This is a genomic window from Bradyrhizobium cytisi (genome assembly GCF_008123515.1).
Taxonomy (GTDB): domain Bacteria; phylum Pseudomonadota; class Alphaproteobacteria; order Rhizobiales; family Xanthobacteraceae; genus Bradyrhizobium; species Bradyrhizobium cytisi.
In genome coordinates, this window is the sequence record NZ_VSSR01000001.1 from 97,519 (window position 1) to 123,634 (window position 26,116).

General features: G+C 63.9%; 24 protein-coding genes and 1 pseudogene. 15 read left to right on the forward strand and 10 right to left on the reverse strand.

Features of this window, described 5'->3' with window-relative positions; translation table 11 throughout:
- Window positions 1-74: 74 nt before the first annotated feature.
- Window positions 75-1,619, reverse strand: a complete 1,545-nt coding sequence (locus tag FXB38_RS00435; protein ID WP_148748810.1) for a DEAD/DEAH box helicase — start codon at window positions 1,617-1,619, stop codon at window positions 75-77.
- 280 nt (window positions 1,620-1,899) lie between these two features.
- Entirely contained in the window at window positions 1,900-2,877 is a 978-nt protein-coding gene (locus tag FXB38_RS00440; protein WP_148748811.1) for a helix-turn-helix transcriptional regulator, read from the reverse strand.
- A gap of 191 nt (window positions 2,878-3,068) precedes the next feature.
- Here FXB38_RS00440 and FXB38_RS00445 point away from each other — a divergent pair, with 191 nt between their 5' ends.
- A complete protein-coding gene (locus tag FXB38_RS00445; protein ID WP_148748812.1) occupies window positions 3,069-4,586 on the forward strand; it encodes a caspase family protein in 1,518 nt (505 codons plus the stop codon).
- 39 nt (window positions 4,587-4,625) lie between these two features.
- Here FXB38_RS00445 and FXB38_RS00450 read toward each other — a convergent pair whose 3' ends face one another.
- On the reverse strand, window positions 4,626-4,910 hold the full coding sequence (locus FXB38_RS00450) for a hypothetical protein (RefSeq protein WP_148748813.1): 285 nt from the start codon (window positions 4,908-4,910) through the stop codon (window positions 4,626-4,628).
- A 121-nt stretch (window positions 4,911-5,031) separates the two neighbouring features.
- Here FXB38_RS00450 and FXB38_RS00455 point away from each other — a divergent pair, with 121 nt between their 5' ends.
- Both FXB38_RS00455 and FXB38_RS00460 read left to right on the forward strand, forming a co-directional pair.
- Window positions 5,032-6,300: an FAD-dependent oxidoreductase gene (locus FXB38_RS00455; protein ID WP_148748814.1), complete on the forward strand. Its 1,269-nt coding sequence runs from the start codon at window positions 5,032-5,034 to the stop codon at window positions 6,298-6,300.
- Between the two features lie 169 nt (window positions 6,301-6,469).
- Complete coding sequence (locus FXB38_RS00460) at window positions 6,470-7,240, forward strand: outer membrane protein (protein ID WP_148748815.1); 771 nt, start codon at window positions 6,470-6,472, stop codon at window positions 7,238-7,240.
- Window positions 7,241-7,331: 91 nt separating this feature from the next.
- Here the strand turns inward: FXB38_RS00460 and FXB38_RS00465 are convergent, their stop codons facing one another.
- The 4 genes from FXB38_RS00465 to parE form a co-directional block, all read right to left on the reverse strand.
- Window positions 7,332-8,102 carry an SDR family NAD(P)-dependent oxidoreductase gene (locus FXB38_RS00465; protein ID WP_148748816.1) on the reverse strand — a complete coding sequence of 257 codons (771 nt, stop codon included), beginning with the start codon at window positions 8,100-8,102 and terminating at the stop codon, window positions 7,332-7,334.
- Between the two features lie 21 nt (window positions 8,103-8,123).
- On the reverse strand, window positions 8,124-8,309 hold the full coding sequence (locus FXB38_RS00470; RefSeq protein WP_007609848.1) for a hypothetical protein: 186 nt from the start codon (window positions 8,307-8,309) through the stop codon (window positions 8,124-8,126).
- Window positions 8,310-8,601: 292 nt separating this feature from the next.
- Window positions 8,602-9,387, reverse strand: coding sequence for an outer membrane protein (locus FXB38_RS00475; RefSeq protein WP_148748817.1), 786 nt, complete (start codon window positions 9,385-9,387; stop codon window positions 8,602-8,604).
- Window positions 9,388-9,772: 385 nt separating this feature from the next.
- Entirely contained in the window at window positions 9,773-11,821 is a 2,049-nt protein-coding gene (parE, locus tag FXB38_RS00480) for a DNA topoisomerase IV subunit B (protein ID WP_148748818.1), read from the reverse strand.
- A 5-nt stretch (window positions 11,822-11,826) separates the two neighbouring features.
- Between parE and FXB38_RS42510 the strand changes: the two genes are divergently transcribed.
- From FXB38_RS42510 to argC, 6 genes and pseudogenes are all read left to right on the forward strand, one after another.
- Window positions 11,827-11,982 (forward strand): hypothetical protein, encoded by a 156-nt coding sequence (locus FXB38_RS42510; protein ID WP_187434584.1) that lies wholly within the window; start codon window positions 11,827-11,829, stop codon window positions 11,980-11,982.
- 111 nt (window positions 11,983-12,093) lie between these two features.
- The gene (locus FXB38_RS00485; RefSeq protein WP_148748819.1) at window positions 12,094-12,624 is read left to right on the forward strand and encodes a DedA family protein; all 531 of its coding nucleotides are present in this window, start codon (window positions 12,094-12,096) and stop codon (window positions 12,622-12,624) included.
- 182 nt (window positions 12,625-12,806) lie between these two features.
- Window positions 12,807-15,158 (forward strand): annotated as a pseudogene (locus tag FXB38_RS00490) (DUF3857 domain-containing protein); the annotation flags it as partial.
- 95 nt (window positions 15,159-15,253) lie between these two features.
- Window positions 15,254-15,403 carry a hypothetical protein gene (locus FXB38_RS44800; protein WP_347340215.1) on the forward strand — a complete coding sequence of 50 codons (150 nt, stop codon included), beginning with the start codon at window positions 15,254-15,256 and terminating at the stop codon, window positions 15,401-15,403.
- Window positions 15,404-15,660: 257 nt separating this feature from the next.
- The gene (locus tag FXB38_RS00495; RefSeq protein ID WP_148748820.1) at window positions 15,661-16,326 is read left to right on the forward strand and encodes an FMN-binding negative transcriptional regulator; all 666 of its coding nucleotides are present in this window, start codon (window positions 15,661-15,663) and stop codon (window positions 16,324-16,326) included.
- A complete protein-coding gene (argC, locus tag FXB38_RS00500; RefSeq protein ID WP_148748821.1) occupies window positions 16,323-17,321 on the forward strand; it encodes an N-acetyl-gamma-glutamyl-phosphate reductase in 999 nt (332 codons plus the stop codon). The genes FXB38_RS00495 and argC overlap by 4 nt, the downstream gene beginning before the upstream one ends.
- A 127-nt stretch (window positions 17,322-17,448) precedes the next feature.
- On the opposite strand, the gene FXB38_RS00505 is transcribed toward argC, so the two are convergent.
- The 3 genes from FXB38_RS00505 to FXB38_RS00515 all read right to left on the reverse strand — a co-directional run bounded on the left by FXB38_RS00505 (window position 17,449) and on the right by FXB38_RS00515 (window position 20,757).
- On the reverse strand, window positions 17,449-18,225 hold the full coding sequence (locus FXB38_RS00505; RefSeq protein WP_148748822.1) for an outer membrane protein: 777 nt from the start codon (window positions 18,223-18,225) through the stop codon (window positions 17,449-17,451).
- Between the two features lie 254 nt (window positions 18,226-18,479).
- Window positions 18,480-18,878 carry an MAPEG family protein gene (locus tag FXB38_RS00510; RefSeq protein WP_148748823.1) on the reverse strand — a complete coding sequence of 133 codons (399 nt, stop codon included), beginning with the start codon at window positions 18,876-18,878 and terminating at the stop codon, window positions 18,480-18,482.
- A gap of 58 nt (window positions 18,879-18,936) precedes the next feature.
- Complete coding sequence (locus tag FXB38_RS00515; protein ID WP_148748824.1) at window positions 18,937-20,757, reverse strand: PHA/PHB synthase family protein; 1,821 nt, start codon at window positions 20,755-20,757, stop codon at window positions 18,937-18,939.
- Here FXB38_RS00515 and FXB38_RS42515 point away from each other — a divergent pair.
- The 6 genes from FXB38_RS42515 to FXB38_RS00540 all read left to right on the forward strand — a co-directional run bounded on the left by FXB38_RS42515 (window position 20,663) and on the right by FXB38_RS00540 (window position 26,101).
- Window positions 20,663-20,968 carry a hypothetical protein gene (locus tag FXB38_RS42515; RefSeq protein ID WP_187434585.1) on the forward strand — a complete coding sequence of 102 codons (306 nt, stop codon included), beginning with the start codon at window positions 20,663-20,665 and terminating at the stop codon, window positions 20,966-20,968. The two genes, FXB38_RS00515 and FXB38_RS42515, sit on opposite strands and share 95 nt — an antisense overlap.
- A 41-nt stretch (window positions 20,969-21,009) precedes the next feature.
- Entirely contained in the window at window positions 21,010-21,285 is a 276-nt protein-coding gene (locus FXB38_RS00520; RefSeq protein ID WP_148748825.1) for a hypothetical protein, read from the forward strand.
- A gap of 257 nt (window positions 21,286-21,542) precedes the next feature.
- Window positions 21,543-22,763, forward strand: a complete 1,221-nt coding sequence (locus FXB38_RS00525) for an LL-diaminopimelate aminotransferase (protein ID WP_148748826.1) — start codon at window positions 21,543-21,545, stop codon at window positions 22,761-22,763.
- Between the two features lie 28 nt (window positions 22,764-22,791).
- Window positions 22,792-24,108: a homoserine dehydrogenase gene (locus FXB38_RS00530; RefSeq protein ID WP_148748827.1), complete on the forward strand. Its 1,317-nt coding sequence runs from the start codon at window positions 22,792-22,794 to the stop codon at window positions 24,106-24,108.
- 142 nt (window positions 24,109-24,250) lie between these two features.
- Window positions 24,251-25,252, forward strand: coding sequence for a class II fructose-bisphosphatase (gene glpX / locus FXB38_RS00535; protein WP_148748828.1), 1,002 nt, complete (start codon window positions 24,251-24,253; stop codon window positions 25,250-25,252).
- Window positions 25,253-25,381: 129 nt separating this feature from the next.
- The gene (locus FXB38_RS00540) at window positions 25,382-26,101 is read left to right on the forward strand and encodes a haloacid dehalogenase type II (RefSeq protein ID WP_148748829.1); all 720 of its coding nucleotides are present in this window, start codon (window positions 25,382-25,384) and stop codon (window positions 26,099-26,101) included.
- The last annotated feature ends 15 nt before the right edge of the window (window positions 26,102-26,116 follow it).

Below are 26,116 nucleotides of genomic sequence, written 5' to 3' on the forward strand. Positions count from 1 at the left end.
TGTTCGTAGGCTAACGGACGATGATGAACGGTCGGTAAACGGTCGACCGCTCAACTCACGCGTGTATCGTGGTTTCAGGCCCCGGCGGGGGAGCGGACCGGTCGGAGCAGGAAGGCCGGGAGGTGCGAGTGATCGCCGGGCTCGGTATCGGCTTCGCGCTGGCGGCGCGGCTCGGGACGGCCGATCGACGGGACATGCGACGGATTGGCCGGCTGGCGCGATCCTCCGCGCGGCTCGGACGGCTGCCTTGCCTCGCGCGGAGGCCTTGCTTCGCGAACAGGCCTCGCTTCGCGAGGAGACCGTGCTTCAGCGGCAGGCGTTGCATCCGTCGAAGGCGCTGCCTCCGAGGAGTGTCGCGCCTCGCGCGGCTCGTGGCTGCGCTCACGGTCACGACCGCGCTGCGGCTTGCCGCGTCCGCCGCGGGAACGTTCGCGATCGCGTCCGCGCGATTCGCGCGGACGGTCGCCCTGCTCACCCGAACCCGCATGTACTTCGTAATCGCCTTCCGCGCGGGGAATGCTCTGGCCGATCAGCTTCTCGATCGCGACCATCGACTTCTGGTCGAGCGGCGTAACGAGCGAGATCGCCATGCCGGACCGGCCTGCGCGGCCGGTGCGGCCGACACGATGGACGTAGTCGTCGGGATGGTGGGGGACGTCGAAATTGAAGACGTGGCTGACCTCGGGAATGTCGAGGCCGCGGGCGGCGACGTCTGAGGCGACCAGCAGCGGCAACTCACCCTTGCGGAACTGTTCGAGTGCCGCCGTGCGGGCCGACTGGTCCATGTCGCCGTGCAGGGCGCCGACGCTGAAGCCGTGCTTCTGAAGCGATTTGTGAACGACCGCGACCTCGCGCTTGCGATTGCAGAAGATGATCGCGTTCTGGATATCCTTGGCCTCGCGCAGCAGGCGGCGAAGCAATTCGCGCTTTTCATGCGCCTCGCGCCCGGCCGGGACCTGACACTGCGTGACGGTGACTGCGGTAGTGGCGGGCTTGGAAACCTCGACCTTCTGCGGATTGTGCAGGAAAGTTTCGGTGATGCGCCGGATCTCCGGCGGCATGGTCGCGGTGAAGAACAGGGTCTGCCGCGTGAAGGGGACGAGCTTGCAGACGCGCTCGATGTCGGGAATGAAGCCCATGTCCAGCATGCGGTCGGCTTCGTCGATGACGAGCAGCTCGACACCGGTGAGCAGCAGACCGCCGCGCTCGGTATGGTCGAGCAGCCGGCCCGGGGTGGCGATCAGCACGTCGACGCCGCGGGTCAGCTTGGCATCCTGGTCGCCGAAGGAGACGCCGCCTATCAGCAGGGCGACGTTGAGTTTCTGGCCGGCGCCGTAGCGGTCGAAGTTTTCCTTCACTTGCGCTGCGAGCTCGCGGGTCGGCTCCAGGATCAGCGTGCGCGGCATGCGTGCGCGGGCGCGACCCTTTTCGAGGATGGTGAGCATCGGCAGCACGAAGGCTGCGGTCTTGCCGGTGCCGGTCTGGGCGATGCCGAGCACATCCTTGCGTGCGAGGACGTGGGGGATCGCCTGTTCCTGAATGGGGGTGGGGGTGGTGTAACCGGTGGCCGCCACTGCGGCGAGGACTTTTTCGGATAGTCCGAGATTGGAAAAGGACATTGAGCCTCTGGTCGAAACCGCCGTTCGGAATCGAGGGTAATAAGGCTGTCGCGTTCCACCCCGAAACGGCGCGCTCTCAAAGAAGCTGGGGGTGCTGACTCACGCGAACAAAGCGCCAGCTCAGGAATCGCTCTTCGATACCGAGCCGCGTCGACCCGGAACATAGGGCGGAATCGGCCAAAGTCAATGGAGCAGGCGCGGGAAGACCCTAAAAACCCTCAGGTTTTTGCCCAAATACCGGGCGCGGCTGGGCTTTTCGCCGCAGCAGCCAGCTCGGTGGTTAACGCGCGCCTGCGGCCCGGGCCCGGAAATCGCCGGGCGCCATGCCATAGGCGGCGTTGAAGACCCGGTAATAGGTCGCCAGGCTCTCGAAGCCGCAGGCGCTGGCGATGTCGGCGATCAGCCGCTCCGGCGCTTCGCACATCAAGCGGCGGCTCTGCTTCAACCGCTCTTCCGTCACGGTCTGCGAGAAGCTGCGGTCGGCGACCTCGAACAGCATGTGCAAATGGCGCACGGAGACGCCGAGCAGGTCGGCGACACGCGTCGGCGCCAGATCGGGGTCTTGCAGATGGCGCGCGATCAGGCGCCGCGCCAGCGAGAGGCGGCCGGTCCGGAGCGCGGCCTGTCCGCGCCGGCTGCCCGGCCTGACGATGCCGCGCTCTATCAGCGCCAGCTGCCCCAAGGCCTGTACAAGCAAGGCCTGCACAAGCGGGACCGCGCCGGACGAACCATCATTCGCGGCGGCGTCGCCGAGGTCGGCAAAGCAGGCGTCGAGCAGAGGCGCGAGAGCGGGATCGTTGAAAACCTTGGGCGCAAGCTCGCGCGTGCGCTTGTCCTGTGTCGCGAGGCCGCTGACGGGGATCTTCAGGATCCGCAGATGGAAACCGGAATCGCCCAACGGCCTCGTGTGGTAGGGCAGGTCGGTATGGCTGGTGGCAAAGCCGCCATTGGCGATCGCGAAATCGCTCGAGCGCATGCCGCCGAACCAACCGCCGCCGCCGAGCTGCTGGTAGACGCAGATGCTGTCACCCGGCGCGTAGCCGATGTCGGCCTGGCTGCGCTCGACCGCATAGGAAGACGCCTTCAGCTCCACGAGGGCGCCATTGCCGACCTGGCTCAGCGAGAATTCGCCGTAGAAGTCGCCGCGCCGTTCGCGCTCGAGCTCGGCGGTGACCCCGAACAGCCCCTTGGCGCGGACCTCGCGCCAGAAATCGAAGCGATCGTGCGGCTCGACCTCGTCGGTGCACCAGCGATACACGGCAGCCCTCGTCTCGAACGGAATTCCGCCCAAGAAGAAGCAGATTCCACGAGAATCTTCTATAGGCCAAATCATGGCGCCGCGGGGACGGACCGGTTGAACCGCCGTTACGGCTGGACCGACTATCACATCAACGGCGTAAGGTTCCGCATGGAGCCAACGGGGAGCCGTTCTGCAGCGGGAATATCACGATGACGCGTCGGTTTTTCAGAATTTTGGCGGCGCTTGGCCTGGCGGCGGGCCTCAGCGGTTTCGCGAGTGCCGCACATGCCGAAAAGCGTGTCGCGCTCGTCGTCGGCAACAATGACTATAGGAACGTTCCGAAGCTCCTGAAGGCCGTCAACGACGCCCGCACTATGGGCGATACGCTGAAGCAACTCGGCTTCACCGTGATGGTCGCCGAAAATCAGAACCGTCAGCAATTCTCCGAGACGCTGCTCGCCTTCGACCGGGCGATCGAGCCCGGCGACACCGCGTTCTTCTTCTATGCCGGCCACGGGTTCGAGATTGCGGGCCAGAACTATCTGCTGCCGACCGACGTGCCGGCGGCGGCCGAAGGCCAGGAAGAGCTGGTGCGCGACGCTTCGATTCTCGCAGATCGTGTCGTCGAGCGCCTCCAGAACAAGAAGGCGCGCACCTCGATCCTGGTGTTCGACGCCTGCCGCAACAATCCGTTCGAGCGCAGCGGCACGCGCGCAGTCGCCGGCGGTGGTGGGCTTGCGCCGATGACGCAGCTGCCCGAAGGCGTGTTCTCGGTGTTCTCGGCAGGTCCGCGCCAGACCGCGCTCGATCGCCTCTCCAACGATGATGCCAATCCCAATTCGGTGTTCACGCGCACCTTCGCCAAGGAGCTGCTGCAGCCCGGCGAGAACCTCGTGCAGGTCGCGCAGCACACGCGCCGCCTGGTCAGCGAGATGGCCGATACCGTCAAGCACAAGCAGGTGCCGGTCTATTTCGACCAGATGGTCGACGACGTCTTCCTCAGCGGAGCCGCGAAGGATGCCGCGGCCGCGCGTCCGGCCGACCCGCCGCCGCAGAAGCTCGCGGCGCTGCCGCCGGTCTCGGTGCCGCGCGTGCCGAAGGAAGAGACGACCAACGCGCCGATCGCGAGCTTCTCGCGCCACAATGGCGGCTGGAGCGTGACGTTCTCCTTCGCTGATCCCACCCTCGGGGTGTCCTGGCGCATGGCAGGCAATGGTGATTTCCGCGAGACCGGCTTCATCGACGCGCTCGATCCGCGCACGCGCAAGCGGATGCCGAACCCGTCGATCGAGCTGCCCCCGGACGCGCAGGCCGGCACCATCGAGGTCCGCTACGTCGACGCGTCCGGTGACATGCAGGGCCCGTTCCCGATCAAGTTCGATCCCGAAGCGGCGCTGATCCGGGACCAGCGCAAGATCCTCGACATGACCGCCACGAGCTGGCTGTCGTTCCGTCAGTTTAACGGGCTGCTGGTGTATTATTCCCATCTGGTGTCATATCGCTGCGCGATCCGCGAGGCGCGGATCGGCATCGACACGGCGGTGCCGGACAAGGTGCTGAAGCTGCCGCCTTGCGACCTCCGCGATCCCTCGGCGATCACGGCCGGCATGCTGCTCTACGAGAAGCTGCCTCCGGCCACGCAGTTCATGTCGGTCGAATTGACCTATCGCGACGGCAGCGTTTCCGAGGTCAAGAGTTTTCGTACGGCCAACCGCAGCAACAATTGAGCTGTCTCGGGGGCTCCGAAGCGGGCGGGGACTGGTCCGCTAAGGCCGGCGCTTCCTGAAGAGGCGCTTGGCAGAGTCGATGGCCTCGATCAGGGGTGGCGCCAGCGAGAAGAAAGTTCCCATGGCGATCGAGATGATGACATGGCTGAGCAGGAGCTTCTCCTGCTCCTCAAACGGATAGCCATGCTGATCGATCCGCACAGGTGCAAGCGCACCCGTCGCCCGCGGATCCAGTCTTCGCGGTTTGCGCGCCGGAAGCATGATCACGACAAAAAGCACGTTGATCAACAACCAGATGCTAAGCACTATGAGGAGGGTGCGCACAGCAAGATCATCCTGAAATCAATCGAACTCGTCAGCAACGCTACGGACCATTCGCTCTCACGGCAAACCAATTCGGACTTGTTGCACCGCACAGCGGACTAAAGTCGCAAGCGAGGATCTGATGGCTGAAACAGATACGCCTCAGCACACCGTAGGTCACTCCGTGAGAGTCCGGTGTTGCATTGTCGGCGGTGGGCCCGCGGGAATGATGCTCGGCTATCTCCTCGGGCGCGCCGGCATCGATGTCGTGGTGCTGGAGAAGCACGCCGATTTCTTCCGCGATTTTCGCGGTGATACCGTGCATCCCTCGACGCTCCAGCTGATGGACGAGCTCGGCCTGATCGACGGCTTCCTCAAGCTGCCGCATCAGCGCTTGCAGACGATGGATGGCCTGTTCGGCGGCACCAAGGTGCGGATCGCCGATCTCAGCCGGCTCAACACGAAATACCCCTTCATCGCCTTTATGCCGCAGTGGGATTTCCTGAATTTCCTGCGCAAGGCAGGCGGGCGCTTCGCCTCGCTCAAGGTGATGATGAGCACGGAGGCGGTCGACCTGATCCGCCGCGGCGAGACCATCGCCGGCGTGCGCGCGGAAACGCCAGACGGCACTGTGGACATCGAGGCCGATCTCACCGTCGCCTGCGACGGCCGGCATTCGACCGTGCGCGAGCGCGCCGGCCTTGAGGTCAAGGAGATCGGCGCGCCGATGGACGTGCTCTGGTTCCGTGCCGGCCGCAAGCCGGACGAGACCGAGAATCTGTTTGCACGGATCGAGCCCGGCAGGATGATGGTCACGTTCGACCGTGGCGATTACTGGCAGTGCGCCTATGTCATCGCCAAAGGGCAATACGATGCGGTGAAGGCGAGGGGGTTGCAGGCACTGCTCGACGACGTCGTGCGGATGGCGCCGGTCCTGCGATCCGGAGTTGCCGACGTGAAGAGTTTTGACGACATCAAGCTTCTGACGGTCGCGATCAACCGCCTGCCACGCTGGACACGGCCGGGCCTGCTCTGCATCGGCGACGCCGCACACGCGATGTCGCCGGTCGGCGGCGTCGGCGTCAATCTCGCCGTACAGGACGCGGTCGCGACTGCAAACCTGCTCGCGGAGAAGCTTCAGCGCGGCTGTCCATCCGAGGACGAGCTCGATACCGTGCGGCGCCGCCGCGAGTTCCCGGTGAAGATGACCCAGGCGATGCAGGTGATCGTGCAGAACAACATCATCAGGGGCGCGCTGCAGGGCGGCGATCACCCGCTCAAGGTGCCGCTGCTCCTGCGATTGATCTCCGCATCGCCATGGCTTCAGGGGATTGCGGCGCGCTTCGTTGCGCTCGGTGTGCGGCCCGAGCACGTGCGTTCAAAGGCCGCGCCGGCGTCAGGGATTCAGTAGGGATAATGTCGCGTTAAATCGCGCGCTTTGCGTTGCGTTCGCGCAACAGCGCACGCGGATTTATAGACCGCAATGCGTCAATCCGGCGCCTTAACTCTCTTGATTCAAATTTGAGTAAGAACTGTCTGTGAGCGTGCACCCATCAAAGGACACGGGGTGTACCAGTATCATGCGTAACAAATTGATTGCCGCCTTCGCCTGCACGACCGCTCTGGTTTCGACCGGCGCTGCTTCCGCTGCCGATCTCGGCGCGCGGCCCTACACCAAGGCGCCGGCCTATATCGAGCCTCTGTTCAACTGGACCGGATTCTATGTCGGCGGCCACATCGGTGGCGCATGGACCAACGAGCAGTTCATCAACAATGGCATCGGGGCGCCGTTCGGTGATCTGACGCCCGGCCAAGGCTATCGTCAGCGTGGTAGCGGCATCATGGGCGGCGCCCAGATCGGCTACAACTGGCAGGCCAACAACTACGTGTTCGGCATGGAAGGCACGATCTCCGGCCTCAACAACAAAGGTACCGTCGTGAACACCGCGTTCGGCGCGGGCGACGACGTATTCTCCTGGCGTGCGAACGTTCTTGCCACCGTCGTCGGTCGCGCTGGCTTTGCCGTGCAGAACAACCTGTTCTACATCAAGGGCGGCTATGCCGGCGTCAACAACCGCCTGTCGGTAACCGACACGGTCGGCCCGGCGACGGGCAACGGCGGTCAGACCCACTGGGCCAACGGCTGGACCGTGGGCGCCGGCTGGGAATACGGCATCACCCGCAACTGGATCGTCGGCCTCGAGTACAATTACGCGGCCTTCGGCAGCCAGACCTATCAGCTCGGCGGCACCTCGGGCAATTACACGTTCGATGCCAAGCCGCGCGACATCCAGTGGGCCGTCGTGCGCGCGAGCTACAAGTTCGATGCGCCGGTCATCGGCCGCTACTGAGCAACAAACGACCAATCAGCAAAAAAGATCACTGCCAAAAATTTAGAGCCCCGGCATCGCCGGGGCTTCTTTTTTTTACGCGAAAGGCGCCTCACGCCATTACTGAAAACCCGCCGTCGACGGGGATCGCTGTACCCGTGACGAAGTTCGAGGCGGGCGAGGCCAAGAAGACCGCGATGCCGGCGAAGTCGTCGATGTCGCCCCAGCGCCCCGCAGGCGTGCGCGCCAGCACGCGCTCGTGCAGACCCGACACCTGCTGCCGCGCGCCGCGGGTGAGATCGGTGTCGATCCAGCCCGGCAGGATCGCATTGACCTGAATGTTGTCGGGCGCCCAGGCATTCGCGCAGGCGCGCGTGTACTGCACGATGCCGCCCTTGCTGGCCGCATAGGCGGTCGCGAAGCTCGCGCCGAAGATCGACATCATTGAGCCGATGTTGATCACCTTGCCGTTGCCCGATGCCTTCAGCGCCGGATAGGCGAGCTTCGAGCACAGGAAGGCGCTGGTGAGGTTGGTGTCGATCACCTTGTTCCACTCGTCGAGCTCGAGCTCGTGCGGCGGCTTGCGGATGCTCATGCCGGCGTTGTTGATCAGGATGTCGATGCGGCCGAGATCCCCAACGACGCGGTCGATCATCGCCGCGACCGCGTCCTTGTCGGTGACGTCGGTGGTGACGGAAATCGCCTTCACGCCGCGCGCCTTGAGATCGGCAACGGCAGCCGCCGACTTGGTTTCGTTGCGTCCGACCACGGCAATATCGGCGCCGGCGTCCGCAAGCCCATGGGCGAGGCCGAGTCCGATGCCGCCGTTGCCTCCTGTGACGATCGCGACCTTGCCGCGGAGATCGAACCGGTTGGATGTCATGCTTTCACTTCCTGGTTTCTTCTATTGGTTGCTTTGCCAGATCAGCACCAGCCCGAAGCCTGCCATGGCGGCGCCATAGCCGGCCCATTGCAGCTGGTTGACCATGAAGCTCGATCGCGGCCAGGCGACGGTGCCCGTGCCTTGTCCGATCCAGAGCAGCCCGACAGCGAGGGCAAACAGGCCTGCGATCAGCAGAAATCTGCGCATGCATTCCTCCCTGTCGGTCTGATTCTGTCGTGGCCTGCGGCACAAAAGGACGGCCGCACTTCGCGAGAGCTTGAGGCCAGACTAGCCGTAGCTTCTGTTCGGATACAATGGGCAGGGATGCAAGGCCGCGCGAGAACGCATGTTCGCCGAGACCACCCCGGGCATCGCCGGCGCGAGCAGCTCGTTGAAGGCGAGCATCAATCGCTCAGGTCTCCGAACACGAAAAAGCCCCGGCAATGCCGGGGCTTTTAGCGTCTGAAGTTGAATTCGGATCAGATCAGTACTTTTCAGCTCAGTACTTGGCGACGACCGGGCCGGTCCAGTTGAAGCGGTAGACCAGCGAGGTCGAGATCGTCTGGTTCCAGCTGTTGGCGCGGATGCTGTTAACGCCGGTCGGCAGGTTGGTGACGTCGGAGAGCTCATCCCGGGTCTTGGCGTTGTAGAAGGCCGAACGGTACTCGGTCTTCATGAACCAGCCGGGCGAGGAGATGCCGAAGATGTTCAGGCTGTTCTCGACGCCGCCGCCGACGAAGAAGCCGTTGCGGTTGTAGCCGGCGAGATGGACACCGGCGGGAACGCCGCCCAGATTGGTGAAGCTCGTGCTGCCGAAGTGAGCGCCCGAATAACCGCCGTTGACGTAGGAGAGAACGTTCGGAGCGACCAGCCAGCCGAGGCGGACGCCGGCGGCCCAGGAGTCTTCCAGCTTCTGGTTGCCGGTGTAGCCGAGGATCGGATCCTGCACCGTGGAGCGGATGCTGCCGAACTGACCGTCAGCGAACACGCCGGCGACCCAGGTGCCGCTGAACTGCCAGTCGTAGCCGAGACCGACGGTGCCGAACCAGCCCGAGCCACCCTGACGCTGGGTGATGGTCAGCGGAACCGCGCCGACGGTCGACTGGACGGACTGGTCGGAGTTCGAGAGACCGCCGCCGCCACCGCCGAAGATGTAGAAGCCGGTCCAGTTGGCAACCGGAGCCGCCATCGGGGCCTTCACGTAGGGACGGGCCGCAAGGTCAGCCGCGGAAGCCGAACCGGTCATCGCCGCAACCGCGGTCAGCGCGAGTACAATCTTCTTCATGATTAAATCCCCAACCTTAGGTCCGTAGCAGGCGCGAGCGCTCTGAAGTCCGTGTGATCTGATGCCCGGACTATAGACGGTTCTCGCCGAAATGCTGTTGCAGGGCAGGCACAGTCGCCGGAAAACGCCCGCCATCCGGGTTTTGAGGTGCCGTCAATAAGTCCCCCCAAAAAGCGACGTAATTTCAATGTATTACGCCGGTCTTCGCATCGCCTGCCCGGGTAGGATTCTGTTAGGAATTCGCCTTTGTCCGAAACGGAGGCGATCCTGCCTCAGCCTTGGCTTGCCGACCGGCCGCTGTGAGTCGTTGGCCGAGTCGCGCTTTCGCCATCCCAATTGAAAAACCCCGGCCTCGGGCCGGGGCTTTTCAGCGGAAATCACCGCATCAGACGTCGAGCAGCTCTTCGCTCGCGAACTCGGCCTTGTCGGAGATGAAGGCGAAGCGCGCTTCGGCCTTGGTGCCCATCAGGCGTTCGACGGAATCCGCCGTGGTGTCGCGATCGTCGGCGAGCAGGACGACTTTCAGCATGGTCCGCTTGGCAGGATCCATGGTGGTCTCCTTGAGCTGCGCCGGCATCATCTCGCCGAGGCCTTTGAAGCGGTTCACCTCGACCTTGGCGTTGGCATTGAATTCGCTTTTGATCAGCGCTTCCTTGTGCGCGTCGTCGCGTGCGTAGACCGACTTCGATCCATGCGTCAGCTTGTAGAGCGGCGGCACTGCGAGGAAGAGATGCCCCTCGTCGATCAGCCGCGGCATCTGCCGGTAGAAGAACGTGATCAGCAGCGACGCGATGTGGGCGCCGTCGACGTCGGCGTCGGTCATGATGATGATGCGCTGATAGCGCAAATCCTCTTCACGATACTGCGCGAGCATGCCGCAGCCGATCGCCTGCACCAGGTCGGCGAGTTGGGTGTTCGCCGTCAGCTTGTCCTTGCCGGCGGAGGCGACGTTGAGGATCTTGCCGCGCAGCGGCAGCACGGCCTGGGTCTTGCGATCGCGCGCCTGCTTGGCGCTGCCGCCGGCCGAGTCGCCCTCGACGATGAAGAGTTCCGAGCCGTCCAAGCCCGCATCGCTGCAGTCGGCGAGCTTGCCGGGCAGGCGCAGCTTCTTGCCTGCGGTTTTCCGCGCGGTCTCTTTCTCTTGCCGCCGGCGCAGCCGCTCCTCGGCGCGGTCGATGACGAAATCGAGCAGCCGGTTGGCCATGTTCGGATTGCCCGACAGCCAATGGTCGAACGGATCCTTCATCGCCTGCTCGACGATGCGCTGCGCTTCGGCGGTGGCGAGACGATCCTTGGTCTGGCCCTGGAATTCAGGCTCGCGCACGAACACGGACAGCATCACGGCGGCGCCCACCATCACGTCTTCCGAGGTGATGGACGAGGCGCGCTTGCCCTGACCGACGCGTTCGGCGTGATCCTTCAGGCCGCGCAACAGCGCGCTGCGCAGGCCGGATTCGTGCGTGCCGCCATCGGGCGTCGGTACGGTGTTGGTGTAGGAGGAGAGGAAGCCGTCGGCATCCGCCGTCCAGGCCACGGCCCATTCGCAGGCGCCATGCGCGCCGTTGCGGCCCGACTTGCCGGAGAAGATGTCGGGATGCACCAGCGTGTCGGCGTGGATCGCCGCCGCCAGATAGTCCTTCAGGCCGCCGGGGAAGTGGAAGGTCGCTTCCGGCGGAACATCCTCGACGCCCTTGAGCAGCTCGGGCGCGCAGTTCCAGCGGATCTCGACGCCGCCGAACAGATAGGCCTTCGAGCGCGTCATCTTGAACAGGCGCTGCGGCTTGAACGCGGCCTTGGCGCCGAAGATGTCGGTGTCGGGCTTGAACCGCACGCGCGTGCCGCGGCGGTTGTTGACCTTGCCGAGATCCTCGAGCTTGCCCTTGGGATGGCCGCGCTCGAACGTCATGCGATGCAGCTTCTGGCCGCGCGCGACCTCGACCTCGAGCAGCGAGGAGAGCGCGTTCACCACGGAGATGCCGACGCCGTGCAGACCGCCGGAGGTCTCGTAGACCTTGCTGTCGAACTTGCCGCCCGAATGCAGCGTGCACATGATGACTTCAAGCGCCGACTTCTTCGGAAACTTCGGATGCGGATCGATCGGGATGCCGCGGCCGTTGTCGGTGACGGTGAGGAAGCCGTCCGCGGAGAGCTCGACGCCGATGAAGGTCGCGTGTCCGGCCAGCGCCTCGTCCATCGAGTTGTCGATGACTTCGGCGAAGAGGTGATGCAGTGCCTTCTCGTCGGTGCCGCCGATATACATGCCGGGCCGGCGCCGCACCGGCTCCAGGCCTTCGAGCACCTCGATGTCGGCGGCCGTGTAATCGGCCTCGCCGCCGGTTCCGCGCGGCGCTGCCTTCGTGGCGGCTGTGCGCCCCTTCGGCTCATTGCCGTCGAACAGGTCGTCTTTGGCTTTTGTTTTCAATTGCTTGGACATATATCTTGATGCGTTTTGATGGCCGCGAAGGCAGCGAATCGGTTGGCCCGACTATGCCACTTCTGGCTTCGAAAGGTTATCGCAGCACCGGCCGGGCGCTGTGGGTGGGAGCTAATGCCGGCGAATTTACGCCGCAAGCTAACCAAATCCCGGCAATTTGAGGCTTCGGTCCGGCCGGAGCCGGCTTTGTGACTTGATGTCACACAAGTCCCTGGCTTACCAGTGCTTTTCACGAGCAGCACCTCAAGGCGGGGCGGGAAGGCTATTCTGGAATGGAGCAGTACGCGCACGCACTGGCCGATTTCGTGCGCCTCCATCAGGCTTGGGCTGCGCCGATCGTGTTCTTGCTGGCGTTCGGGGAATCGCTGGCCTTCATCTCGCTGTTGATCCCGGCCTGGGGGGCGCTGGTCGCCATCGGCGCGCTGATCGGGGCGAGCGGCATCAGCTTCTATCCGATCTGGATTGCCGGCGCGATCGGTGCTGCCCTCGGCGACTGGGTCTCCTACTGGTTCGGCTACCGCTACAAGGAGCAGGTCGCGCAGATGTGGCCGCTCTCGCGCTATCCGGAAATCCTGCCCAGGGGCGAGGCGTTCGTGCGGAGCTGGGGCGTGCCCAGCATCTTCATCGGCCGCTTCTTCGGACCTTTGCGCGCCTCCGTGCCGCTCGCGGCCGGCATTTTCGAGATGCCTTACTGGAGCTTTCAGGCCGCCAATTTCGCCTCCGCGCTGGTCTGGTCGGCGGCGCTCCTGCTGTTCGGCGATGTGATCGCGACGATCATGGAATGGCTCTGGCGCGTGATCTGAGCGAGACCGGGACAGGTTGACGCCCGCAGGGCGGAATAAATTTAAAAGTCGTTCTTTTCGAGAGTGCGGCTGGTAATTTTCGCCTGCTAGTTGAGTTGCCGACTTAACGGCCGAGCGCTCAGCATATGATCGTACGCGTTTGTTCAGCTTTCCTGGTGGCGTTGCTCCTCGCGTCGCCATGCATGAAATCGTATGCCGCTGAATCATCCGCCGCTGATCGGCCCGGCTGGGTCGATCCGGGCTGGCGGCGAACGGTGGCGCGCTACGCCGTGACATTCGACGAGAAGGGGCTGAGCACGGAGGTCTTTGAGTTCGAAATCAAGGCGTTCGACGAGAAGGGCGCCGAGGCGATCGCGCAGCAGAGTTTTCAGTACAACAGCTATTTTGACGATTTGTCCTCGATGGCGCTTGCCACTCTCAAGGCCGATGGCACCGTGGTCGAGGTCGACGAGCGCGCCATCCGCGATCAACCGGCGTCGACAGATTCCTCGTCGCCCTATTTCGACGAGGTTCGGAACAGAATCATCGCCTATCCCCATGTTGCTCCCGGCGACAGCATCCGCGGGCGTCTGGTCTACAAGGCGAAGCAGCCGAGATTTCCGGGTGAGTTTGCGCGCTCCTGGAGCGAGCCGGCGAGCCAGCCTCCCGAATTGCTCGAGGTGACCGTTGATGGACCGGCATCCAGGCCTTTGCGGGTCGCGTTGCGCAATGTCGAGCACCGTGAAGAGAGGGTGAACGATCGGATCGTCCATCACGTGCGCTTCCAGCAAGACGCGCCCAGACCCCGCCAGATCGACGACGAGACGCTCGCATTTGCCGAGCGTTTCGAGGTCAGCACGTTTGCCGACTATTCCGCTTTCGCGGCGATGCTGAACGCACGCAACGCACCGATGGCGCGACCGGACGACAGGGTGACGCGACTGTCGCGGGAGATTGCCGGCGACGCCGTCGGCACGCGCGCGAAGGTCGAGCGCCTCTACAATTGGGTGGCTCGAAACATCCGCTACGTCGGGATTGGACTCGAGGACGGCGGCTGGACGTCGCAGCCTGCCTCGGCTGTGCTGGCCTCGCGCTACGGCGATTGCAAGGCGCACGCGACGTTGTTCAAGGCGCTTCTTGCCGCCCAGGGCATCGAAGCCAATCTGGTCGCGGTGAACGCCGACGCAAGATACACGCTCACCGAAATTGCCACGCCGAATTTCGACCACGCGATCGCTTATGTCCCGGAGATCGACCAATATCTCGATCCGACCGCGCCGCTGTTCGCTTTCGGCTCCCTGCCGCCGAACCTCGCGGGCAAGCCGGTTCTCAACATCGACAAGGGCACTTTGAGCCGCATTCCCATGGCTGGTCCGGAGCGCTTCCGGATGGCTGCGGAAACGGACTACGTCCTCGGCAATGATGGGAAACGCGAAGTCCGCTCGATCCTGTCTGGCACTGGCGTTGGCGCGCAAATAGGACGCACGCTCGCGCAGGGATTGGATGATGAAGACCGGCGTATGGCCGCCAGAAAGCTGATCGAGCAGGCCGGTCTGACCGGCACCGGCGATTACACCTATCCAAATCCGCGCGAACTGACAGACGACTACGCGATCACATCAACGTTCCAGATCAGCAAACCTGTCGATCTCGACCGGCCCGCGCGCATCAGGATGTTGCCTCTGACCGATCCAAGACAATCGCTCCTGCGGTTGGTTGCGCGCCAGACGAATGGACGGCCTTTTGTTTGCCGACCGATGGAATACCGCGAGGTCGCTTCACTCACGGTCCCCGAAAACACATTCTTCTACGAGAAACCGGCACCGATCGCCTATTCGGCGACGTTCGAAGGCAGAACGGGCAACGCTGAAATCCACGGCCGGATCGAGGTGAATGGCACCATCGCTGTCGATGGCCGAACTATCCGCTCCAATGCGCTTCTTCGCCTGACGCTCGACGCACCGGTCTGCCCGGCGGAGTTTGGTCCGGCTATCGAGAAGGGGTTCGATAAGCTCGACGAGTTCAAGTACGGGCTGATCGGCCTGACCCCGAAGGGAGCAGCCTCGGTTGTCGAGGTCAGCGCAGATTTCACCGACGGTGCGAACGCATATCTTGCTCACGATTTCCAACGCGCGATCGAGCGGTTGAGGCCGCTGGCCGAAATCGGCAATGCACGCGCGCAGTCCTATTTGGGCGCGATGTACCGGGACGGAAATGGAACGAAGCGTAATCGCGCGGAGGCGATCAAGTGGTTTCGTCTCTCCGCCGAACAGGGCGATACCTACAGTCAGGAGCAACTTGCCTACCTCTACGAGACGGCCACAGGGACGGCTCGCGACGAAAAGCAGGCGGCCGAGTGGTACGGCAAGGCCGCGGATCAGGGCAATGCCTACAGCCAGACCCGCCTTGCCGCCATGTACAGGGACGGACGAGGCGTTCCCCAGGACTTTGCCCTCGCTTTCGATCTGTTTTCGAAGGCGGCTGAGCAGGGCTCGACGTACGCGCAGACGGGCCTCGGCCTGTTGCACATCAAGGGTGAGGGCGTGCCGCAGGACCTTGCCAAAGGCATTTCCCTGCTGCGCAAGGCCGCCGATCAGAACGACGGCTGGGCCCAATACAATTTGGGGTGGGCCTTGAGAGTGGCACGGGTGTGCCGAAGGACACCCAGCAGGCAATCAATTGGTACAGCAAGGCATCGGCTCGTGGAAACGAGCAAGCAGGCGCTCATCTATATGAGCTGACACGCGGTGGTTCCTTCTGGGGGACACTCTTCAGTCATCTCGGCCTGGTTAGGTGGTAGCGACCCAAAGGCTGCGGCGGGGCGGAATGACAGCTCCAAATCCTTGACGCCAGGCCGGTTTGGCCTTATAGCCCCGCGCCATGATCAACGCCGCGACCATCCTGTTCGCCCGTCGCCGCCGCCGCTCTTTAGCGGTTTGGGCGGTCGATCGCGTTTGAGATCATCGTCTTTGCCGCTGGACCCGATCCGCGGCATTCTCTCTCCTGTCAGCGCGATCTGATCCGGCGGCCCCCAAGGAGGCCCAGCAGGAGACCACGATGTACACGCCACCCTTTTTCAAGCCGGATCGCGCCGCAAGCCTGAAATTCGCAGGCGACCGCGGCTTCGGTACCATGTGCGCCTTCGACGGCCACAAGCCGGTCGCCTCGCCGCTGCCGTTCTATTTGACCTACGCCGCCGACGGCACGCCGCAGGCCGCCTTTCATGCTGCACGTCACAATCCGCTGGTAAAGCTTGCGGACGGCGCAACGTCCTGGCTGCTCGCGATCAATGGCCCCGATGCCTATGTATCGCCCGACTGGTACGTCTCGCCGGATCAGGTGCCGACCTGGCTCTACCAGTCGGTGCATCTGAGCGGCTCGGTGCGGCTGTTGTCGGACGATGAGCTGGTGGTGCAGATCGATACGCTGAGCGACAAGTTCGAGAGCTGGCTGTTGCCGAAGACGCCGTGGAATTCGGCGAAGATGACTGCGGGCCGGTTCGAAGCGATGAAGAAGGCGATCGTGGGTCTGGTCATGACGGTTGAAGAGGTCGAAGGCAGCTTCAAGCTCAATCAGCACAAGTCCGACGCCGATTATACGGCGATCGCGACTGCGCTCGGCGAGGGCGATGCCGACGCGAAGCAGATTTCACAGTTGATGCGGCAGGCAAGGCCGCAAGCTTTTGCAGACGACACGAACAAGCTCGAAAGGAGCGTGCCATGAGCCTTTCTGAAACCAGCCTCGTTGACACCAAGGACGCCCCGAAGTCAGCTGCCGCCAGCAGGCCCGCCACCGTCTTCGTCGATGGCGGCTCCGGCACCACCGGCCTCGGCATCAACGAGCGGCTCAAGCTTCAGAACGATGTCGTGGTGAAGACCATCGCCGACGACAAGCGCAAGGATCCGGCGGCCAAGAAGGCGCTGATGGAGGAGGTGGATCTCGTCATCCTCTGCCTGCCTGATGATGCCGCCAAGGAGACGGTGGCGCTGATCGACAGCATGGGCGATGCGGGGCCGAAGGTGCTGGACGCCTCGACCGCCTACCGCGTCGCGCCGGACTGGGCCTACGGTTTTCCGGAACTGGCACCGGACCAGGCCGGCAAGATCAAGGCCGCGAAGAAGGTCTCCAATCCCGGCTGCTATCCGACCGGCGGCATTGCGCTGCTGCGGCCGATCGTCGATGCCGGCCTGTTGCCGCCCGATTATCCCATCAGCGTCAACGCGGTGAGTGGCTATTCCGGCGGCGGCAAGTCGATGATCGCGAGCTTCGAAGACGGCAGCGCGCCGTCGTTCGAGCTCTATGGCCTCGGCTTCGAGCACAAGCATCTGCCGGAGCTGCAGCTCTATTCGAACCTGACGCGGCGGCCGATCTTCATTCCCTCGGTCGGCAATTACCGGCAGGGCATGCTGGTCTCGATCCCGCTCCAGCTCGACGCGCTGCCGGGCAAGCCGAGCGGCGCCGACCTTCAGGCCACGCTCGCCAAACGCTACGCGGGCTCAAGACACGTCTCGGCGATGCCGCTCCAGAATGAGGCGTCGAAGGGCGGCCGGCTCGAGCCGGAAGCGCTCAACGAGACCAACATGCTCGAGCTCTACGTCTTCGCCAGCGACAAGTACCATCAGGCGGTGCTGGTCGCGCGGCTGGACAATCTCGGCAAGGGTGCGTCAGGCGCGGCCGTGCAGAACATGCGGCTGATGCTCGGCATGGCGGACGTGTAAGGCACGGCCGTGCCCCGGACGCAGCGCAGCACTTCTTCAGTGATGCGCTGCCGAGCCGGGGCCATCTTCTTGCTTGGTCTGCTTTCTGCGTCCCGGCTCGCGCTTCGCGCGTCCGAGACACCAAGCCTCAGTACTTCGCGACGACCGGGCCACCGAACCGGTAGTTGATGCGCGCGGTGATCAGGTCGACATCCTGACGGATGCTATCAGTGCGCGAGAACGCACCGGCAGGCACCGCCGGCGCCAGCACGCCATTGGCCGTGAGGGTGACGTCGTGCCGGCCCATGAACAGGTGGTCGTATTCGAGGCCGACCGACCAGTTCTGGGCAAAGCCATATTCGAAGCCGACGCCGACCGTACCGCCCCAGCGGGTGTCGTTCGCGCGATCGAACTCGGCGCCGGCCAGTCCGCCCGTACCGATCCCGCGGTATTGATTGCTGGTGACCGCGGCGCCGCCCTTCACATAAAGCAGCGCATTATTCCAGGCGTAGCCGACCTGGCCGGTGAACAGTCCGAAGGCGTCGATATGGGTGCGGTTCGCGACGCCGAACACCGTGCTGGCATTCCGGCCCGAGAGGTCGGCCCAGTCGCCCTGAGCCTCAAGACCGAACACCAAGGCGCTGCTCTGCCAGCGATAGCCGATCTGGCCACCGGCGACGGCGCCGGTCGCATCATGGCAGCCTTCGGCGATGCCGGCCGGGAAACCGGCAGTCCCGTCCCAGCAATTCCGCGACGTGCCATAGCCGCCGTTGGCGCCGATGTAGAAGCCGCTCCAATCATAGACCGCGGCGATCATCGGCGGTGCCTTGGTGTAGGGGCGAGCGGCGAGATCGGCGGCGTTGGCCTGGGTCGCGACGGCGGCGAGCGCGAGCGCGCCGAGCGCGGATACAACCTTCAAATTCATGTCTTCCCCGAATCTATCAATTGCGATGCGCAAATATACATGGGGATGGGCGACAACTTGTATGTGCAAACCGGAGCGATGCTGATTCTCTGGAAGTGTCGTCTCTCGGCAACACCTGCGGTTCCCACGTGGCTGCCTTGGGAGTAGGCAGTTTGTCGGCAGCCTGCCGACACGAGTGTCGCCGTGGACGAAGCTACATTGCAAATTTTGGAGAAAATCCCGGCTGGCGTTGCCGCGTGATCGGGACGCTGGTGTCAAACCAGCTTGAAGACCGCCAGCACCAGCACGGCCTGCGCGAGGAAGCCGACGGTGAAGGCGAGGGTGCGGAACACCGGAATGCCGAGCGCATAGACGATCAGATGCGCGACGCGCGACCAGAAATAGACGACGCAGGCGAGCACCGTCCATTTCGAGGAATAGTCGACCGCGTTCAGGATCAGCACCAGCGGGGCGAACAGCACGAGGTTCTCGACCGCGTTGTCGTGCGCGAACATCAGGCGGTTCGCCCACTCCGACTGCGGCTTGTCGCCGCGCGAGGGGTTGGCCATCGCGCCGCTGAGCCCGCGAATCTGGCAGCGGTTGATGGTGTAGGGAATCCAGAGGATCCCGGTCAGGATCACCGTGCAGGTCAGCCAGAACAATTCACGCGTCATAACCCGGTCCCCTTCAAAATCGATGTCGTGAGCTTATACGAAAGTGCGCGCCGTTGCGCTATGCGCGAACCCTGACATAGCTGCCCGGGGCGTCCTCGATCGGCGGCAGCGCTTCGCTTCCGACGCCGCGCGCAGGCACTTCCTCCGGATCGAGCCCGCCCAGCCATTCGCGCCAGTCCGGCCACCACGAGCCCTTGTGCTCCACCGCCCCCTTCATCCACTGGGCGACGTTGACGTCCTTGATGTTGTCGTTGGTCCAGTACTGATACTTGTTCGAGGCCGGCGGATTGACGACGCCTGCGATGTGGCCGGAGCCGGACAGTACGTATTTCACGGGGCCGCCGAAGAACTGCGAGCCGTACAGCACCGATTCCGCCGGCGCGATGTGGTCCTCGCGCGTGGCGAGGTTGTAGACGGGCACCTTGACCGTGGAGAGGTCGAGCAGCGTGTTGTCGAGCACCATGGTGCCGGTCGACAGCCGGTTCTCCAGATAGCAGTTGCGCAAGTAATAGGAATGGTTCGCCTGGGTCATCCGCGTCGCGTCGGAATTCCAGTGCAGCAGGTCGAACGCGCTCGGTTGCTGGCCTTTGAGATAGTTGCTGACCACATAGGACCAGATCAGGTCGTTGGAGCGCAGCATGTTGAAGGCCATCGCCATCTTGGAGCCTTCGAGCACGCCGGACGCCTTCATGTCCTGCTCGAGCGCTGCGATCTGGTCCTCGTCGACGAACACGAGGAGATCGCCGGCATGGGTGAAGTCGACCTGGGCGGCAAAGAACGTCGCCGAGGTCACGCGCTGGCGCCGCTTCTCGGCGAGCCAGGCCAGCGTGGTCGCGAGCATGGTGCCGCCGACGCAATAGCCGGCGGCGTGGACCTTCAACTCGCCGGTGACCCGCTCGATCACGTCCATCGCCGTGAGCGGGCCTTCCTTCATGTAGTCTTCCCAGCTCTTGGCGCCGAGCCGCTTGTCGGGATTGACCCATGAGATCACGAACACGGTGATGCCCTGATCGACGCACCACTTGATGTAGGATTTCTCGGGCTTGAGATCGAGAATGTAGAACTTGTTGATCCAGGGCGGGATGATCAGCAGCGGCGTACGCAGCACCTTCTCCGTGGTCGGAGAATACTGGATCAGCTGCATCATCTCGTTCTGGTAGATCACTTTGCCCGGTGTCGTCGCCATGTTGACGCCGACGACGAGGTTGTCGGGATCGGACTGGCGGATCTTCAGCATGCCCTTGCCGGCGGCGATGTCCTCCGCCAGCATCGTCAGGCCGCGCGCGAGGTTCTCGCCGCTGCTGGCAACCGTTTGGCGCAGCACCTCCGGATTGGTCAGCACGAAGTTCGACGGCGAGATCGCGTTGGTGAGCTGCTGCATGTAGAACTCGGCCTTGCGCCGGGTCTGCGGATCGAGCCCCTCGGCATCGCGGACGAGCTCCTGCGCCCATTTGGTCGTGAGCAGATAGAGCTGCATCATGAAATCGAAGAACTGGTTCGACTTCCATTCCGGATCGGCAAAGCGCTTGTCGCGCGGCGAGGGCGCAATCGCGGGTTGGGCCTCCTGGCCGGCCATCCGCCGTGCCGCCGAACCCCAGAGATCGAGATAGTCCTTGGCGAGCTTGGTCTGGAGGTCGGACGCACGCGACTGGTCCGACAGCCAGTATTCCGCGACCGACGTGAACGTCTTGACGACCTCGGCGATCTCGGCCGGCGGACGGTCCTGCACCTCGCCGGTTTCGCGCGGCTTGAGATACGCGGCGAGCGCCTTGCCGCCGCTTTCCATGGCCCGCGCGACATTCATCGCGAAGGTTTCCGCATCGAACTTCGTTTCAGATTTTGTCCCAGCTTTGGGCGTATCGGTCGTGGCACTATTCATGAAGGCAACAGTAACGATTCATTCCGTATTCGTCACCGCGAAGCTCGCTGGTTTCGCGTCAAACACGCGCGAAGATGTGCTGCACTGCGACAAGGCTTCTTGCTTTTGTCACAATCGCAGTGCACCTCTCGCGGTGTGGGCCTTGGATGATTTCTCGCTCGTACCATTTGTGGGCAGCAATGGTTTGGGCTTGGGCAGGTTGTTGGGTTAAGCTCCCGCAGCCTCGCATGGGACGAGTAGGGGAATTCCCAGGTGTTTGCGTTTTGGGACCTGCAAAAGTCGCGGCTTGCATGCTGCGCGCTGCTGACGACGGCGATTGCGCTGGGCGGCTGTTCGAGCCAGCTCGCGGACATGTCGGCCGCCGACACGCCGGCTCATCCGAGGGAGCCCGGTGCCTATCTGCCGGTGCACGATCTGCCGCCGGATCGTGATCAGGCGATCATCCCGCCCGACCAGCGCGCCAAGATCGAGGCCGAGCTTGCGGCCGCCCGCGACCGCCAGGCCGTCGCCGCCAAGGACGCCAAGTAAGACCGCCAAGTAAGGACCGCCAATCAGGCACGGGACGCCATCGCGGGCACAAGGTAATCGCTGGCGCCCCTGCCACTCCGTGCTAAAAAGACTTCAATTCAGCCGAGAGTCAGGGCGAAGGAGTTCAGTCCTCGTCACCGAAAATCGCTCCAAGCATTTGATTTTAAGCGATTTTTGTGTGCAGGGCGAGATCTCCTCGAGGGGTGGTCATCGCCCATCGATTCTATCCTGAGCGGTTGCCCGGAGCCCAGAGAGCCATGGACGAGTTTTACCGCATCCGCCGCCTTCCGCCTTACGTGTTCGAACAGGTCAACCGGGCCAAGGCGGCCGCGCGGAATGCCGGCGCCGACATCATCGATCTCGGCATGGGCAACCCGGATCTGCCGGCCCCGCCACACGTGCTGGAGAAGCTCAAGGAGACCCTGGGCAAGCCGCGCACCGACCGCTACTCGGCCTCTCGCGGCATCCCCGGCCTGCGCCGGGCCCAGGCCGGCTACTACGCCCGCCGCTTCGGCGTGAAGCTCGATCCTGATACCCAGGTGGTGGCGACGCTGGGCTCGAAGGAGGGCTTTGCCAACGTGGCTCAGGCGATCACCGCGCCGGGCGACGTCATCCTCTGCCCGAACCCGAGCTACCCGATTCATGCCTTCGGCTTCTTGATGGCGGGCGGCGTGATCCGCTCGGTGCCGTCGGAGCCGACGCCGCAATTCTTCGAGGCAGTGGAGCGAGCGATCGTGCATTCGATCCCGAAGCCGCTCGCGCTCGTGGTCTGCTATCCCTCGAACCCGACCGCCTATGTCGCGAGCCTCGATTTCTACAAGGACCTCGTCGCCTTCGCGAAGAAGCACGAGATCCTGATCCTGTCCGATCTCGCCTATGCCGAGGTCTATTTCGACGAGAGCAACCCGCCGCCTTCCGTGCTCCAGGTGCCCGGCGCCATCGACGTCACCGTCGAGTTCACCTCGATGTCGAAGACCTATTCGATGGCCGGCTGGCGCATGGGCTTTGCGGTCGGCAATGAGCGCGTGATTGCGGCGCTCGCCCGCGTCAAATCCTATCTCGATTACGGCGCGTTCACGCCGGTGCAGGTCGCGGCGACCGCCGCGCTGAACGGCCCGGACGATTGCATCAAGGAGATGCGCGACACTTATCGCAAGCGCCGCGACGCGCTGGTGGAATCGTTTGGCCGCGCCGGCTGGGAGATTCCGCCGCCGGAGGCCTCGATGTTCGCCTGGGTGCCGCTGCCGGAAGCGTTCCGCAGCGTCGGCAGCATGCAGTTTGCGACCCTGATGGTGGAGAAATCCGGCGTCGCGGTCTCGCCCGGTGTCGGCTTCGGCGAGCATGGTGAAGGATATGTCCGTATCGCCATGGTGGAAAACGAGCAACGGATCAGGCAGGCCGCGCGCGGCGTGCGCCGCTTCCTTGAAAGCGGCATCGAAACGTTGCACAACGTCGTTCCGCTCGCCAATCGGCGCTAATTCTCTTCTGCAGGTTCACTAAAGCATCATGGTTGCACCCCTGAAAGTGGGCATAGCGGGGCTCGGCACCGTGGGCGCCGAAGTTATCCGTTTGATTGAAACCCAGGCCCGCGTGCTAGCGGGCCGCAGCGGCCGCGGCATCCGCGTCGTCGCCGTCACTGCGCGCTCGAAGGCCAAGAAGCGCAGCATCGATCTGCGCGGCGTCGAATGGGTGAAGGATCCGGTGGCGCTTGCCACGCATCCCGGCATCGATTGCTTCGTCGAGCTGATGGGCGGCGCCGGAGATCCCGCGCTGTCGGCAGTCGAGGCGGCGCTGACGACCGGCAAGTCGGTCGTCACCGCCAACAAGGCGCTGCTCGCCAAGCACGGCCTGAAGCTCGCCAAGGCCGCTGAAAAGCACGGCGGTGCGCTGAATTTCGAGGCAGCCGTTGGCGCCGCTATCCCCGTCATCAAGACATTACGCGAAGGTCTTGCGGGAACCGGCATCAACCGGGTCTACGGCATCCTCAACGGCACCTGCAATTACATCCTGACGCGGATGGAGCAGGAAGGCCTGTCGTTTGCCGAGTGCCTCAAGGATGCGCAGCGGCTCGGCTATGCCGAAGCCAATCCGTCCTTCGATGTCGACGGCCACGACACCGCGCAAAAGCTCGCCATTCTCGCCAGCCTCGCTTTCGGCACGAAAGTTGCTCAAAGCGCGGTGTATGTCGAAGGCATCTCCTCCATCGCGCCGGAAGATCTGCGCGCTGCCGCTGATCTTGGCTACCGCGTCAAGCTGCTCGGTGTTGCCGTTCGCACGGCCAAGGGCATCGAGCAGCGCGTGCATCCGACCATGGTTCCAAAAATCTCTTCGATCGCGCAGGTGATGGGTGTCACCAATGCGGTCACGATCGATGGCGAGGGCATTCCGCCGATCACGCTGGTCGGTCCCGGCGCCGGCGGTGCCGCGACCGCGTCCGCCGTCGTGGCCGATATCGCCGACGTTGCGCGGGGCATCCGAGCCAATCCGTTCGGCCGTCCCATTGCGCAACTGCGCGACACCAAGAAGGCGCCGATGGAGCGGCACGAGGGCGGCTATTACATCCGCCTCTTGGCACGCGATTTCCCGGGCACCGCGGCTGCGATCGCGACCCGGCTTGCAGAACAGAAGATTTCGATCGAGTCGATCGTGCAGCGCCATCCCAATGGCGGCGCTGCGCCTAGCGACGGCAAGGCGGTCCCCGTGCCCGTCATCCTGATCACCTACGCCACGCATGAGGACGCGGTGCGCCGCGCGCTCGCCGCTGTGCAGCACGACAAGGTGATCAGCGGACGGCCGCAGGTGATCCGGATCGAGAAGAACTAGAGCATGACCCGGAAAGGTGTGAAGCGGTTTTCCGAGCAGGTCATGCTCAAACATTGAGGCGGTTCGTTCGAACGAACTGTGGGCGTTGCGAGTTGATGCGGGCAGGGAGTCCTGTCCAAAACTGTTTCGAAGGAGTTAGCCGATGTCGACCCATATTTCAGTGCCGCCGCACGCATTGCTCGAGCGCATTCTCACGCTGGAGATCGTGCGCGTGACGGAGCGGGCGGCGGTGTCGTCGGCGCGGTTGCGCGGGCACGGGCAGGAGAAGCCCGCCGACCAGGCCGCCGTCGACGCCATGCGCCGCGAGCTCAACAAGCTGCCGATCCAGGGCACCATCGTGATCGGCGAGGGCGAGCGCGACGAGGCGCCGATGCTCTTCATCGGCGAGAAAGTTGGCATGAACGCCGGGCCGGAAGTCGATATCGCGGTCGACCCGCTCGAAGGCACCACGCTCTGCGCCAAGAACATGCCGGGCTCGATCGCCACCATGGCGATGGCCGACGGCGGCACGTTGCTGCACGCTCCCGACGTCTACATGCAGAAGCTCGCGATCGGCCCCGGTTACGACAAGGGTGTCGTCGAGCTCGACGCGACGCCGGCCGAAAACGTCCGCCGTCTCGCCAAGGCCAAGGGCGTCAAGCCTGAGGGCATCACCGTTCTGGTGCTCGACCGTCCGCGCCATGCCAGCATCATCGAGAGCGTGCGCTCGACCGGAGCTGCCGTGCGCCTGATCACCGACGGCGACGTCGCCGGCGTGATCCACTGCGCCGACCCCGATAACACCGGCGTCGACATGTATCTCGGCACCGGCGGCGCGCCGGAAGGCGTGCTTGCGGCGGTGGCGCTGCGTTGCATCGGCGGCCAGATGCAGTGCCGCCTGATCCTCGATTCCGACGAGAAGCGCGAACGCGCCGCCAAGATGGGCGTCAACGATCCCAAGATGATCTACGGCATCGAGGACATGGCGCGCGGCGACTGCTTGTTCGCAGCGACCGGCGTCACCACGGGCTCGCTGCTCTCGGGCGTCAAGTTCCGCAAGGACGGCGTGATCGAGACCGAGACGGTGGTGATGCGCTCCGTCACCGGCACCGTGCGCTACATCAAGGCCGAGCATCGCGAGCTCGCGAAGTTCCACCTGGATTGATGCTCTCCGTCATTCCGGGGCGACGCGAAAGCGTCGAGCCCGGAATCCAGAGATGATGGCGCCAGAATCCGGGTTCGCGCGCGCTCCGCGCGCCCCGGAACGACAACAATAAGAACAAGGGAAGCGCACATGTCCGACCTCTCCGCCGTCAAAGCCCTCGTCTTCGACGTGTTCGGCACTGTCGTGGACTGGCGCACCAGCCTGATCACCGACTTCATCTGGTGGGGGAAGGGCCGCGGCATCAGCACCGACTGGACCGCTTTGGTCGACGGCTGGCGCGCCGTGTACTCGGCCTCGATGGACGACGTGCGCAAGCACCCCGAGCGCGGCTATGTCATGCTCGATGATCTGCATCGCCGCTCGCTGGAGAAGCTGGTCGAGCAGTTCGCGATCAAAGGCCTCACCGAAGCCGATCTCGATCATCTCACCAAGGGCTGGCATCGCCTGCACCCCTGGCCCGACAGCGTCGCCGGCCTGACGCGGCTCAAGACAAAATTCGTGATCTCGCCGCTGTCGAACGGCAACGTCGCGCTGCTGACCAACATGGCGAAGTTTGCAAAGCTGCCGTGGGACCTCATCATGTCGGCCGAGCTGTTCGAGCACTACAAGCCCGATCCCGAAACCTATCTCGGCGCAGCAAAGCTGCTGTGCCTCAAGCCGGACCATGTGATGATGGTCGCAGCCCACAATGGTGATCTCGCCGCCGCGCAGAAGTACGGTCTGAAGACCGCGTTCGTCGCGCGGCCGACCGAGTACGGTCCATTGCAAAAGATCGATTTCGAGGCCACCGGCAACTGGGACATCGTCGCCAGGGATTTCGGCGGCGTCGCCGACCAGCTCGGCTGCTAGCGCACGGCCTCGCCG